We start from the raw sequence: 13,993 nt of genomic DNA on the forward strand, positions 1-13,993 counted from the left end.
CAGTAGAATTCTGTGAAAGACTCTCAAAACTAACGGGAAAGAATTATAGACTGCCGAGTGAAGCTGAATGGGAATATGCCTGCCGTGCTGGAACGACTACACCCTTTCACTTTGGAGAAACTATTACAACAGATTTAGCCAATTATCGAGGAACGGATAATGAAAGAAGAAAATGGTCTGGCTCTTATAGGGAGGGATCGAAAGGAGAATATCGGGAACAAACTACAACTGTAGGCTATTTTGATGTCGTCAACTCTTTTGGGCTCAGTGATATGCACGGAAACGTTTGGGAATGGTGTGCAGATGAATGGCATGATAATTATGAAAATGCTCCTACTGATGGCAAACCTTGGTTAAATGGTAATGATAGTCGTTCACCGCTGCGTGGCGGTTCCTGGAACGACAATCCTAATGACTGCCGTTCTGCGATTCGCTACGGCCTCTTTAGGCGCGACAACCACTACGGCTTTATTGGTTTTCGTGTAGTATGCGATGGCGGGAGAACTCTTTAACCCTTTACTCTTTTTCCCTTTTGCCCTTTATCCTCTTTTTCTTTTTCCTTTGTTTCCGCCGTCAGGCGGATCGAATTTTGGCCTGTTCTGCGAACTATTTTTTGACCGGAATAAGCGATCGCAGGATGTTGTGTCAATCAAACAATTGCTATATGTTTAACCCTACTCTCCTACTTCCACACTCCCCTCACCCATCATCAAAATCAAGACACTCTTTAATGAAAGTTTTCAACTGTTTAAGCTGGAAACTATTCGCTAATTGCAAAATCTCTTGGGCAAAAGGAGAAAAAGTCACATCCGATGCTAGAAGCTCTTCAGCCACCTCCACAACACTTTGAATATCACCATCTTCTACTAAAGTGAGTAACTCTTGTAAGACTTCCATAGCTGGAGCAACAATTTCTTCACTTTTTCTAGCCTCAGTCACCTGAGTTGATGCTGTGGTCTTTTGTTCATAAACCCACTCTAAGTCGAGACACTGCTGTAAAATTTGTAATAATCTGTCCGTTTGTATAGGTTTGGGCAAAAATACATCCGCTCCAGTTTCCATTGCCTCTTGTTGATTACTTTCAAACACACTAGCAGAAGAAGCGATCGCCACCACATCCTTCAACTTTTCCGAACTGCGGATATATTTAAGTAATTCATAACCGTTCATTACTGGCATCATTAAATCAGTAATCACCACATCTGGCATAGATACCATCATTTTTTCTAGAGCTTCCTTTCCATTTTTCGCTTCACTCATTTCAAAGCCAAGCATTTCTAACAAGCTCACCACCACCGAGCGATTTTCCGAGCGATCGTCAACAACTAATACACGATATTTTTTACCTCGATAACCCAATATAATTCTCTGGTTGAGAGTTCTCGCAGCCATTGTCCATTCTTGTGCTTCTGGCATTTCCAGATCGAACCAGAAAGTACTGCCTTTACCTAGTTCACTCTGTACTTCCAGTTGACTGCCCATGAGTTTGACAATCTTTTGACTAATAGCTAACCCCAAACCAGTGCCTTCTATCTGTTTTGCGCGATCGCCCACCTGTTCAAATGGTAGGAATATTTTCTGTTGTTGTTCTGGGGTGATGCCTACTCCTGTATCTTTGACTTCAAAGTGCAGGTGATATCGATCTGACAACTTTTGTGTAGTGATGCTAAAAGTAACGCTACCAATATCAGTAAATTTAATCCCATTGCTCAGGAGATTGATCAATACCTGCTGTAGTCGTTTTTCGTCAGCACAAATGCATATCGGTAAATTTTTATCGGGGTAGTAGTAAAAATTTATGCCTTTTTGTTCGGCTCGAATGCGACATATTTCTGCCACTCCTTGGAGGAAAGAGGGAAAATGAAACTGGCTTGTCACGAGGTCGAGTTTGCGGGCTTCAATTTTGGAGAGATCCAGAATATCATTGATTAACTTCAGCAAGTGAAGGCCACATTCTTTGATAATATCAATATCTTTCTTTTCTTCCTCACTCATGGTTTGAGAATCCTCAAGGATTTGAGCATAGCCAAGGATACCATTGAGGGGGGTGCGGAGTTCATGGCTCATATTGGCAAGAAATTCAGTTTTGGCTTGGTTGGCTGTATTAGCAGTTTCTTTGGCTTCTTCCAGTTGTATGATGTAAGCTTGCTTTTCAGTAATTAACTCTTTGACACGGCAGATCATTTGATTTAGGGATGTTGCTAATACACCTACTTGATCGTTAGTTTGAACTGGCGCTTGCAGATTGAAGTTAGAATCACGAGTAACTAATTGAGCAATATCTGTAACTGTTTGCAGTGGCTTGGCAATGGCATGGCTGGTATATAAAGCTAGAATCAGAGCGACTCCTCCTGAAAGGCCAAAGCTAAAAACAATAATTTGATTGCGTAGAAGTTGGGCATCATTTAAGGCTTGTTCGGCATCTATTTCTCTTTGAATTGCGAGCTGATAAAATTTTCCCATCAGATCGGGAGCTTCAATAAAAGCAACAAATTCTTGACTTTTAACTAAATTTATCAAGAGTTGTTGAGCAGTTTCTAAACCCTCAACTTTCTCGGTTAGGGGTTGTACTGTTTTTTTAAAGGTAATTGTACGCTGCTTAAACTCCTCAACAGTTACTTCATAGTCTTCTAAAAAAGCTTGCAAATCTTCGAGGGTTGCTGGTTTTCCAGAATTATTGTGTTTAGCGAGCAATTCCTGAATGTTTTGCAGTCGTTTGAGCAAAGCACCACTCTCTCGACGAAAAGCTTCAGGCTCTTGAAGATAAGGAGCCAGTTGTTTAGCCGGGCGGTTGTAGAGAACATCAAGTTGCAGGGCGCTCAAAAGTCGGCTTTCGTGGGAGGCTATATTTTGTTCTTGTTGTACCTTGTTTTGATAGTAATTACCAATAGCAAAACCTAATGCAGTTCCTGCAAATGCTACACCTAGAGCGATAGCATAGCCAGAAATAATTTTACTTCTGATGGACATAAAGTGAAATTTGAGGGAACCGAATTTAGTATACATAGGAAGTCATTTCAGTTATCAGTTATCAGTTATCAGTTGTCATAGTTAGTTTGACATATCTGTTTGCTTGCATATTATCTTTTTCCGGCGTTGCTGAATTGAAGTATGAATGCGCGATTGTTTGGTTCTGGTTAAGCCCCCGCGCATCCCCCAATTCTGGGGGACTTTTAAAGTTTGATTCCCCCCAATTTTGGGCAGGGCTGTTTCAAAGTATAGTATATTAACGATTTAAGGAGAACAGAAGATGAAGGGATCGTGGAACAGTGAAATTTACGAAAATTTGCTGATTTTGAGAGCCAATAAGCCTTTTTAAGCTCTGAGAGAATATCTGGTTCAACGCCACTTAAAAGCCTCCATCCCCGTGTCTCCGTGTCTCCGTGTCCCCGTGTCTATTGAGAATGAAACAGCCCTCCCCCAATTTTGGGGGGTTAGGGGGGCAAAATTATACCCAGAATCAGCAATGCCTTTTTTCCTCCTTCCTTCTTCCTTCTTCATGTGGTTTCAATAATCGGAATTTTGATTGTAAAAATTGTTCCTTGTCCAAATTGGGAATCGACTGTGAGTGTGCCATTGTGCTTTTCTACAACAATTTGCTCGGCGATCGCCAGTCCTAAACCTGTGCCTTTCCCAACAGGTTTTGTAGTAAACATTGCCTCAAATAAACGTTGTTTAATGGATTCGGGAATACCAGTTCCGTTATCTGCAATTTGGAGAACGATTTGTTTATCAGAGCTTATTTGAGTTGTAATCTTAATTTTGGGAACTCGATCGCCCAATTTTCCCTGGATCGTTGCTTCGTCGAGGGCATCAATTGCATTAGCAATAATATTCATAAATACCTGATTCATTTGTCCTGGATAACACAGCACTGAAGGCAATAAGTCATAAGACTTAATAATTTTGATTTGGAGGCGATCGTCATTACCTTTGAGACGATGTTGCAAAATTGTCAGTGTGCTATCCAAGCATTCATGCAAATCTGCCCAAACTTTAGTTTCACTATCTGAGCGAGAAAAGGTACGGAGTGAGTTTGAGATGTTTTTTATCCGTTCGGCACCTAACGCAAAAGAGTCTACAATTTTGGCTATATCTTCTAAGACAAATTCTACCTCCAAATCCTCAATAGCTTCCTCTAACTCTGGTGAGGGTATAGGATACTCCTGCTGATATAGATTGATAATTTCAGTCACTTCAGCTATATGATCTCGCAGTGGCTGAAGATTGTTGACAATAAAATTAATCGGATTATTAAGTTCATGGCCAATTCCGGCCACCATTTCACCAAGGCCAGAAAGTTTTTCTTGCTGCACCAGTTGTACTTGGGCTTTTTGCAAGGCTGCTGTGCGATCGCTCACCTGTTCTTCCAAGGATTCTGTTAAGCGTTTTAACTGAAGGTGTACCTGTAGTCGTGCTAAAACCTCAGCCCGATCGAACGGCTTGGGAATGTAATCAACAGCACCAAGGGAAAATCCTTTTGTTTTGCTTTCTGTATCAACAAGAGCAGTGGTAAAAATAATAGGAATAGATTGGGTTATAGGATTGGCTTTGAGCTGACGACAGGTTTCAAACCCATCTATTCCAGGCATCTCCACATCCAGTAAAATCAGTTCAGGGCTATTCCGTTCCACTAAGGCCAAAGCACTTTCTCCATCCATTGCCACCCGGAAACGATATCCAGCAACACTCAGCGTTTCTGAGAGTACCGATAAGTTGGTGGGGTTGTCATCCACAATTAATATAAATGGAGAGTCTTTATTTACTAACATAACACTTTTCTTCTTATCTTCAACAATTATTGCACTCCTTACAAAACAATATGATAATTAAGTTAAGCTTTGTTAAGTTTAATCATTATTCTTAATATATTTTAAATAAAAGGAAATGATTAATTAAAAATAGTTTCTATTTGCTATAGCAATCAGGAATGAGTTGTGAGAATTGAGGTGTTTCTTAAAAGTGTAGAATATAGCAATTATTATATTCATATGATACGTTTTTTCCTCTTCTCTGTTCCCAGCTCCGGTGTTCCCTGTTCCCTAAAAATTGCCAATATCTCACAACTCAAATCATATTGCTATAGTGCAGATTGAAGGATATTGATCGCTTATTTCAGTAAAAAAAAATAGTATTTTGCACGTTTGAATAAATATTTATTTGAGACAGAGTAATGAGAAAAAAATAGTAATCACGAGTTACGAAAAACTATGAAAGGAAGGCAGAAGGCAGGCTGCCTTCCCTCCTCCAAAGTGTAATATCATGTCCGGTTGAATACTTCTTATTAAAATAGTAGGGGAGTGGGGAGTAAGGGAGTAGGGAAAATAGAAAGATTTATTGTTTAAGCACTTATGATAAGTTTTTTCATCACTAATAAACATCTGGCGATCGTCAAAAATTAAATCAATCCCATACGCATAAATCATCAATTATTTCCCCCTACTCCCTACTCCCTATTCCCTACTTTCTCTTTTCCGGAGAGGTCTAATTATCCGGACATGATGTAACTATTTAACCGAAAATGATATATAGCGGTTTTCACTCATGTTGACTACAAAACTTCTGCCCTCTGCCTTCTGCCTTTAAGCCAAAATTTCTGTACTCTATGAAACATGAAAACTGTTATATAGCATTACGCAAATAGGTTAGGGCAATTATAGACGCTCAAACGAGCGTCAGGGATTACTTCTAACTTCTAACTTCTGACTTCTGACTTCTGACTTGCGCGTAGCGCTATAAGTCCCGTGCAAGTGATTTTTCAAACAACCTCCATAAAATCATCAATATCGATCGCACTTATTTCTACACCCTGTAAAATAATTGAAAGTTGGTCGCCACTAATGCGAGTATCATTACCTATTTGAGAAATAGTTAACTGCTCAAAAGTCAGACCGCCCTTTAAACCAATGATGTCTATTCCATCTTCAAAATCAGCGATCGTATCGTCGCCATAACCAGACCTGAACTCAAACAGATCCCCACCTGCTCCACCAGTGAGAATATCATTACCCATTTGACCGCCAATAATATCATCTCCTATACCACCATCAAGTTGGTCGTCACCTTTACCTCCATAGAGCAAATCATTACCATCCAAACCTTGGATAATATCGTCACCTCTATTTCCGTACACAAGATTATTTTCAGAAGTTCCGATTAGATCGTCATTATCAATTGTACCCTTAACAACATTAGGAGCAATAACTGACTGAGTTCTCTCCCAAACACTTTCCCCCACTTCTCGCCCTAATTCCCGAGCATTGAGATCCCCATCATCAAAATGAATACCACCATAAAGACGAGAAATACCTGCTTCATCAGCCGCTTCACTAAAAGTCTCCCACTCCAAAATAACCGTTTCTTGGGGTGTCACACCAGGTTCAAAGCTAGACTCACCCACCTCAAAACTTATCACTGCTCCAAAATCATCACTACCAGTAAACCTTTCAAGAATTTCCGCACCCGCAGCACTGAAAGTGCTATGACCAGATACATATTCAGAAAAAGGAGGTGAAGAGTCACTACCAGGAGTTTGATAGGTGAGAAAATCTGTTGCCAAAATAGTTTGAGTGCCTTCTCCCGGACCTGCCCAAGCATCAATAGCAAAACCGCCAAGCTCTGGATTAAATTCTCCTATTAAACCCAGTTCCCCTAATTCCCTTACTGTGCGCACAGGTCGAGCATAATCATAAAAAGTTTTAGATTTCCAAGCAGCAATACCAGCATCAAACACTGCATTACCCATATTAAAGAACAGTTTCACATCTTGGTCTAAAGTATGATTATCCCTAGCGGAAACAAATTGTCCGAAAGTCATCCAAGTTCCGGGAGGGAAAGATGTACCACCCCCATCTTCCCAAAATTCGGCGATTAATTTTTGTTCGTCTGTGAGGTTAGCACTAAAATCGATAACTCTTTGTGTCTGTTCGATAAATCCAGGATTGATAATTGTACCTACAATATCGGGAGTAATTTCAACCTCAGACTGGTCTGCTAGAGTAATTGTCCGTGTTTCTAAGTCCACCTCACCATCTACAAGTAAAAATGGTTCTGGTGCTTCTGGTCGTATTTCTTCCAGAGATGTAAGGCTAAAGGGTGTAACATTTCCCCACTGAGGAGTTAGGAATGTTTGCACTCCTTGTTCCTCACCAGGTAGAGCATCAATGGGAACTCTTTCAGGAGTCCACAGCTCAATATTAATGGGCTCTCCAATCGGATTAACTGATTGATAGCTACTAATATCAGAGTAAGGAGTGCCGTCAGCATTGGGGTCATTTCCTAGTTGGTTGGAACCATCATTACGACGGAATGTTAATAGTGCTTCAGCAGAGACATTACCAATACCAGCAGGAGTGGTAGTATCGGTGGTTGTGTTGTTTGGAACGTAGCCCAATTCCGCCATTACTTCATTGAAAATTTCTACTTCACTAGGGAATAGTTCGGATAGTACCCGATAAGCAGAAAAACTCATTGCTTCAGTTTTGTTGGCATCGGTGTTTTCTGACTGGGGGCGCTGGAGGCTATCCTCTAATTGAGTTGATGTAGCTAATGGGTCGTAAGCGCTCCAAGCGTCGTAGGTGGCTGTGTGTAATATGCCATAAGCACGGGAGGCAATGGTCGGACCGGGGGAGGTGTTGATTACTGCTTGTTGTACTGCTCTATCCCACAGCACAGAAATGCTTGGTGTAGCATCTTCTACTGTGACGAGTTGAGTTTCAGGGCTGAGGGTGAGATTAATGTTGTTAGTATTTGGAGATGTAGAGGATGTAGAATTCATAATATTATTTAAAATTAATACAAATAACTAGGGTTTGCTGAAAAAGTCTTTTTGCTGGGGTAGGAGACAGGAAGAACGGGGAATGAGCGAGGAAGTAGGAGCTAAGTTTTGTCCCAAGATTGTTCTTGTTCTGCCCAACTATGCGCCTAAAATACGCTCCATGCATGAGCGTTTTAGACGTGATACCAGGTACTTTTTAAAGGCCCCAAAAAGGCACTTGTCTTTATATGCCAATGCTTTTATATTTAATCAGCAGACCCTAAATAATAATTTTCACTTAACTATTTTGTTTATTTTAAGCAGGAAGAACCTGCAGTCATTTTCTAATGACTTGCCTCCTATTTACTATCATGCACAACTTTATATATCAACGACAACAGTAGAATTATGGATTTATCACAATTTATATTTCTACAAATTGTCCCAAATTAATAGTGATAATACTGATAATAACGATCCAGATGTAGATTAATATTATGTCCGGATCAGAACGCGATAGAACTCCGTTCCGCTGACTCCTAGCTAAAAAAACTTAATATTTATGAAGATACGATCGGGGGTTCTATATGATATCATTTCCATATCGGAGTGCAATAGAACTCTATTCCGCGTTCTCAAATATGTTCAAACTGTGGGCATCAAAAGAAAATGCCGTTACACTTGAGAACTTATGTTAGCGCAGCTTTGCGGATCGCAAATGTAGTGAATGTGGTTTTGAAGCTGACAGAGATTTTAACGCTGCTGTCAACCTGAAAAACTATGCGTATCAGTAGCTTGAGTTCCAAGGGATTTTAAGCCTGCTCTCGAAGATAAGTTACAGACTGCGGTCGGTGGTCTTCAGTGTTTGCGCAGCATTCCGTAGGAAAGCAGGAACTGAGCTGCCAAAGCTCATGTAACCATGTATAGGTAAGTTTGGGTAAGTTTAGTAGAACGGTATAAGTTCCTCACGCTTATTTGAAAAAGCCCGTGGTGCACCTTTATGGGGGTTTGTAGACGCGGAGCAGCCTCTTTTGAGTATCCCCCATTATACACGCAACTAGAAGCTGTTAACGCAGTTCCGACCTAGGAGGCTAGCTGACTGCTGAGGTGCTATTTCAACTCACAAGACTAGAAGTGATACCCATTTTCTGAGTATGTTCGCGGAGATATTTCAAGAATGCTTGAGCTACTACCGATAATTGTTTGCCAGCTAGATAGGATACATACCACTGTCGCTTAATCGGAAAATTTTGAACATCTAGGGTGGTGAGTTCCCACTCAGAACTTTCGCAGTAGAGAGTATGTTTTGACAAAATAGAAATTCCTAGCCCTCCAGCGATCGCTTGTTTAATAGCCTCATTACTACCAAGCTCTAAGCGCACTTTCACAGCAATTTTGTGCTTGGCAAATAGTTTTTGTACTGCCTGGCGAGTACCAGAACCGGATTCTCTCATAATAAAAGCTTCATTATTGAGACGTTTAATAGGAATATTTCTCTGGCCTGCCAAAGGATGATTTTTGTTCGCTATTAAAACTAGGGGATTATCCATCAAAGCTTCACTACATAGAGGTATATCTTCAGGAGGTTGACTACATATATATAGATCGTCTTGGTTTTCCAACATTCGTCTAGTGATGTTTTGGTGGTTTGTCACCTCCAGAGAAATATCTACACCTGGATACTCTTGGCAGAAATAACCCAAGATTCTAGGTACAAAATACTTAGCAGTTGTAACTACTGCCAAACGTAATTGCCCTTGTTTTGTCCCCTTAATATCAGCTACCGTCATTTCAAAGCGAGCGAGCTGTTCAAATACTTCCTGACAAGTGGCAAATAATTCTCTACCAACATCTGTTAAGTAAAGCTGCTTACCAATTTGCTCAAACAAAGGCATACCTACTGCCTGGCCCAGTTGCTTGACTTGAGCAGAGACAGTGGGTTGAGTAATAAATAACTCTTCAGCAGCCTTAGTAAAACTACCGTGAAGGGCCACTGTCTGAAAGACTCTCAACTGATGTAAGGTTGCCTGAATCAAGAACTTTTCCTCCTAAAGATAAGAAAAATAAAGAAAATCTTAAGACTGGTATAAGCAATTACAAACTATCAAGTATTGCATTCCCAATTGATTTCTATAATAATCATGGCATAGACGATAGTCAATGGTTAATATGGGTATCATTGACTTAATTAAATAAAAAAGAAAAACTTATCAATCTTTATGGCTTTTGCTACACAAGTTTTCAACAAAATAAATTTTAGAAATATCAAGGGCGATATGTTCGGCGGTTTGACTGCTGCTGTCATCGCCCTCCCTATGGCACTAGCCTTCGGTGTCGCTTCCGGTGCCGGAGCTGCTGCTGGTTTGTATGGCGCTGTATTAGTGGGTTTGTTTGCAGCACTGTTTGGTGGTACTCCCACCCTAATTTCTGAGCCTACCGGACCGATGACTGTGGTAGCCACGGCAGTGATTGCTAGCTTAACTGCTTCCAACCCAGAAAACGGTATGGCAATGGCTTTCACCGTAGTAATGATGGCAGGAGTATTCCAAATTGCTTTTGGTTTATTCCGGTTTGGTAAATACATTACTATGATGCCTTACAACGTGATTTCTGGTTTCATGTCAGGCATCGGTATAATCCTGATTATCCTGCAAATTGGTCCGTTTCTCGGACAAGCTAGCCCCAAAGGTGGTGTAGTTGGAACCCTTCAGAATATACCTAACCTTTTAACAAATATTAATCCTATAGAAACAGGTTTAGCCGCTCTAACAGTAGCTATACTCTTTTTGGTACCAGCTAAGATCAAGAAATTTGTGCCACCACCATTATTAGCATTGGTAGTAGGAACAGTAGTTTCTATTTTATTTTTCTCAGATGCTGGTATTCGTCGGATCGGTGAAATTCCTACTGGTCTACCTAGCTTACAGTTGCCTTACTTTACTCCAGATCAATTGAAGTTAATGGTAGCTGATGCGGCAGTGTTAGCAATGCTTGGCTGTATTGATGCTTTGTTAACTTCCGTGGTTGCTGATAGTTTGACTCGGACTCAACATAACTCTGACAAAGAATTGATAGGTCAAGGTTTAGGTAACTTAGCTTCAGGATTGTTTGGTGGTCTCCCTGGTGCTGGTGCTACTATGGGTACTGTAGTTAATATCAATACAGGTGCTCGCTCTGCTCTATCCGGTATTACCCGTGCTTTCATTTTAATGATTGTGGTTTTGGGAGCTGGTAGTTTGACTGCACAAATTCCCATGGCAGTTTTGGCAGGTATTGCTCTCCAGGTTGGTATTAAGATTATTGACTGGGGTTTCCTCAAGCGTGCCCATAATATCTCTTGGAAATCTGCCATGATTATGTACGCTGTGATCGGTCTGACTGTATTCGTTGACCTGATCGCTGCTGTAGGTATTGGGGTGTTTGTTGCTAATATTCTCACTATCGATCGCCTGACTCAGCTTAAATCTGAAGATGTTAAAGCTATCACTGATGCTGATGATGCAATTATCTTAGACAATGATGAGAAAGAATTACTAGACCGTGCTGAGGGTCGGATTTTATTATTCCACCTCAGTGGTCCGATGATTTTCGGTGTTTCCAAAGCTATCTCTCGCCAGCATACACTTCTGAATAACTATGAAGTGTTGATTGTAGATTTGAGCGAAGTACCTCACATGGGTGTGACCTCTGCTCTAGCAATAGAAAATGCAATTCAGGAAACTGTTGATACAGGTCGTCATGTATTCCTAGTTGGTGCTACAGGCAGTGTCAAACGACGTTTAGAAAAACTGGGAGTTTTAGAGATTGTACCTCCACAAAATATGTTGGTGGATCGCAGACAAGCATTAGTTAATGCTGTTGCATTAGTGACTTCTGATGCTAATATCAATTCTACAAATGCCAAGGTAACTAACGACACTCGACCCAGTTTTGATAATCTGAAAATTGGTCAAAATCCTTCATCAACAAATTAATTCAATGATTTGATTTGCAGAACAAGGAAAATCAGAGTTAATATTAACTCTCAGAGTTTGTTTGTAAAGAATTATTAAGTGTTTTACCCCTCGTAAATTGGGTATTTTAGCCTATAAATCTGGGATAAATAACCAAGTTTTTACAGTTTAAAGGTCAATCATTAGTATATTAAAAAACTTTACAAACAGTCTCTAAGCTAAAACTAGCGAGGCTGTCACTAAGGGAAAGATACCTCAAAGTCCTTACAGGGCAAAGATTTCATAAATCCGATTTTTAGAATATGGCGCTCGGTATATTAAGAGTAATTTTTACAGCCTTTGACTAATCTCTGCAAAATCAAGAATTTTAGGATTATAACTAAACCGCTGAAAAAGTATATATTACAATAATCGTAGTGATTACTTATTAAAAATTATTTTGCTAGTCTCAAGTATTGAAAGCAGAAAAAATGTTTTAAAATATTAAAAATTGCCCTTGATAACACTTTGGCTAGTTATTCCCCAAGTTGGTTGTCGAAAACCTGATGATTTGCATTTGACATTGAATTTCCAATTTGTGCTAGCCAGCGTAAATCTTCATAAATTATAAGTTTGAGGCCATGCTTGCCTGCCAAACTTATCTCTAATATTTAATTAAGTAAGGAATTACAACATGGATTTTTTCTCCGATTTCTTGACTCTCTTCCTAGCGAAGTTGCAGTCCCCGACACTCGGCTTTCTGATTGGTGGCATGGTCGTTGCCGCCGTCAATAGCCGACTAGCAATTCCAGATGCGATCTATAAGTTCATCGTCTTCATGCTGCTCATCAGGGTCGGCCTGAGTGGCGGCATGGCGATCCGCGAGGCCAATCTGCTGCAGATGCTGTTGCCTGCGGTGTTCGCCATGGCAACGGGGATCGCGATCGTGTTCATCGGGCGCTACACCTTGGGCTTGCTGCCGAACGTCAAAACCGTGGATGCTATTGCGACCGCCGGCTTGTTTGGTGCCGTGAGTGGCTCTACCCTCGCCGCCGCCCTGAGCCTACTGGAAGAGGAAAAGATCCTATACGAAGACTGGGCCGGCGCACTCTATCCCTTCATGGACATCCCAGCCCTAGTTACTGCGATCGTCTTGGCTAGCCTTTATACCTCCAAGCAGCGCGGTGTTAAAGACGAGTATCTCAGCAAGCAGGAGAATCTCAGCAACCAGGGTATTACCGCACGCGGGTATCCCAAGCGCGATACCGCAAGCCAGGGGGTTAAGATATGGCCGATCATAAAGGAAAGCCTCCAGGGTTCTGCCCTATCGGCACTGCTGCTTGGCCTCGCTCTAGGCATACTAACCCAGCCGGAAAGAGTCTATGATAGCTTCTTCAATCAGCTCTTCCGCGGCCTGCTTTCGATACTGATGCTGGTAATGGGTATGGAAGCCACGGCAAGGCTCGGCGAGCTACGCAAGGTAGGCCAGTGGTACGCCATATATGCCTTTGTGGCGCCGCTGCTGCATGGATTCATTGCTTTTGGTTTCGGCATGATTGCCCACTACATCACCGGATTCAGCCTTGGCGGTGTCGTGATCCTGGCCGTGATTGCTGCATCCAGTTCAGACATCTCAGGGCCGCCCACTTTACGAGCTGGTATCCCGTCAGCCAATCCCTCTGCCTACATCGGCTCGTCTACAGCTGTCGGCACGCCGGTTGCACTTGCCTTGGGAATACCGCTCTTCATCGGGCTTGCTCAGGCGCTGATGGGCAACTAAGCCTAGACTGGTCGCGGTCTGTCGGCGAACCGCTGGCCTGGCGACCAACACGACGGCTATCAAAAATGTTGAAAGAGGACTCCAGTTATAATCGCGCTGATTTAACGGCAATACCGAGTGTATAAACTGCGCGGGGAACCCTCGCAGACAGCCCCAATGAGAATTTCAAAGTGGTAAGTTAATTGATGAGCATACTGTTAAAGAAAAGTGCACCGCCTGCACTGAGGTTTTCGAACCAGTAAAGATGGAGCAAGAAAGCTTGTGGAGATGGTAGTAGCGGGGATACAACTCAACTTGTTTGATTTGTTACCGAAAAATCGTGGGTATGCGCCTCCCCTTTTAAGGGGATAAAAAGCGGTCGAGAGATGGCTCCGAAACCTGCGCCATATCTAATCGACCAAGAGAAAAAATAATTCCGTACTTCAAGCCTCTTGCTTGACCTTTGTCATGCTCCGCAAACAGCCTTAGGTACTGATAACTGATAACTGATAACTGATAACTGAAATGACCAAGCTTAGAAATCTG

Annotated in this window: 10 protein-coding genes and 1 pseudogene; 5 read left to right on the top strand and 6 right to left on the bottom strand. The window is 41.6% G+C overall.

Features of this window, described 5'->3' with window-relative positions:
* Positions 1-512, top strand: a 512-nt coding sequence (locus AC3DU7_RS09870; protein WP_488039178.1) for a formylglycine-generating enzyme family protein, incomplete at its 5' end; no start/stop codon positions are given.
* Here the strand turns inward: AC3DU7_RS09870 and AC3DU7_RS09875 are convergent.
* The 4 genes from AC3DU7_RS09875 to AC3DU7_RS09890 form a co-directional block, all read right to left on the bottom strand.
* Positions 509-649, bottom strand: a complete 141-nt coding sequence (locus AC3DU7_RS09875; protein ID WP_488039179.1) for a hypothetical protein — start codon at positions 647-649, stop codon at positions 509-511. The genes AC3DU7_RS09870 and AC3DU7_RS09875 overlap by 4 nt on opposite strands.
* Positions 650-699: 50 nt before the next feature.
* A complete protein-coding gene (locus AC3DU7_RS09880) occupies positions 700-2,970 on the bottom strand; it encodes an ATP-binding protein (RefSeq protein ID WP_488039180.1) in 2,271 nt (756 codons plus the stop codon).
* Positions 2,971-3,497: 527 nt separating this feature from the next.
* Positions 3,498-4,772 carry a sensor histidine kinase gene (locus tag AC3DU7_RS09885; protein WP_488039181.1) on the bottom strand — a complete coding sequence of 425 codons (1,275 nt, stop codon included), beginning with the start codon at positions 4,770-4,772 and terminating at the stop codon, positions 3,498-3,500.
* A gap of 986 nt (positions 4,773-5,758) precedes the next feature.
* Positions 5,759-7,777 carry a vanadium-dependent haloperoxidase gene (locus tag AC3DU7_RS09890; RefSeq protein ID WP_488039182.1) on the bottom strand — a complete coding sequence of 673 codons (2,019 nt, stop codon included), beginning with the start codon at positions 7,775-7,777 and terminating at the stop codon, positions 5,759-5,761.
* Positions 7,778-7,859: 82 nt separating this feature from the next.
* Here AC3DU7_RS09890 and AC3DU7_RS09895 point away from each other — a divergent pair, with 82 nt between their 5' ends.
* Positions 7,860-8,249, top strand: a complete 390-nt coding sequence (locus AC3DU7_RS09895; RefSeq protein ID WP_488039183.1) for a hypothetical protein — start codon at positions 7,860-7,862, stop codon at positions 8,247-8,249.
* Positions 8,250-8,472: 223 nt separating this feature from the next.
* Positions 8,473-8,550 (top strand): annotated as a pseudogene (locus tag AC3DU7_RS09900) (zinc ribbon domain-containing protein); the annotation flags it as partial.
* A gap of 321 nt (positions 8,551-8,871) precedes the next feature.
* Here the strand turns inward: AC3DU7_RS09900 and AC3DU7_RS09905 are convergent.
* On the bottom strand, positions 8,872-9,792 hold the full coding sequence (locus tag AC3DU7_RS09905; protein WP_488039184.1) for a LysR substrate-binding domain-containing protein: 921 nt from the start codon (positions 9,790-9,792) through the stop codon (positions 8,872-8,874).
* A 183-nt stretch (positions 9,793-9,975) separates the two neighbouring features.
* On the opposite strand from AC3DU7_RS09905, the gene bicA reads away from it, so the two are divergent.
* Positions 9,976-11,730, top strand: coding sequence for a bicarbonate transporter BicA (gene bicA, locus AC3DU7_RS09910; RefSeq protein ID WP_488039185.1), 1,755 nt, complete (start codon positions 9,976-9,978; stop codon positions 11,728-11,730).
* Between the two features lie 652 nt (positions 11,731-12,382).
* A complete protein-coding gene (locus AC3DU7_RS09915; protein ID WP_488039186.1) occupies positions 12,383-13,468 on the top strand; it encodes a sodium-dependent bicarbonate transport family permease in 1,086 nt (361 codons plus the stop codon).
* 339 nt (positions 13,469-13,807) lie between these two features.
* On the opposite strand, the gene AC3DU7_RS09920 is transcribed toward AC3DU7_RS09915, so the two are convergent.
* Positions 13,808-13,993: hypothetical protein (locus tag AC3DU7_RS09920; protein WP_488039187.1), on the bottom strand; the 186-nt coding region annotated here is incomplete at its 5' end.

The sequence above is a fragment of the Okeania sp. genome, from assembly GCF_983059655.1.

Bases quoted from the DNA above. Each gene is read 5' to 3' on its own strand.
- AC3DU7_RS09880 (WP_488039180.1), bottom strand. From the start codon at position 2,970: ATGTCCATCAGAAGTAAAATTATTTCTGGCTATGCTATCGCTCTAGGT.
- AC3DU7_RS09885 (WP_488039181.1), bottom strand. From the start codon at position 4,772: ATGTTAGTAAATAAAGACTCTCCATTTATATTAATTGTGGATGACAAC.
- AC3DU7_RS09890 (WP_488039182.1), bottom strand. From the start codon at position 7,777: ATGAATTCTACATCCTCTACATCTCCAAATACTAACAACATTAATCTC.
- AC3DU7_RS09895 (WP_488039183.1), top strand. From the start codon at position 7,860: ATGAGCGAGGAAGTAGGAGCTAAGTTTTGTCCCAAGATTGTTCTTGTT.
- bicA (WP_488039185.1), top strand. From the start codon at position 9,976: ATGGCTTTTGCTACACAAGTTTTCAACAAAATAAATTTTAGAAATATC.
- AC3DU7_RS09915 (WP_488039186.1), top strand. From the start codon at position 12,383: ATGGATTTTTTCTCCGATTTCTTGACTCTCTTCCTAGCGAAGTTGCAG.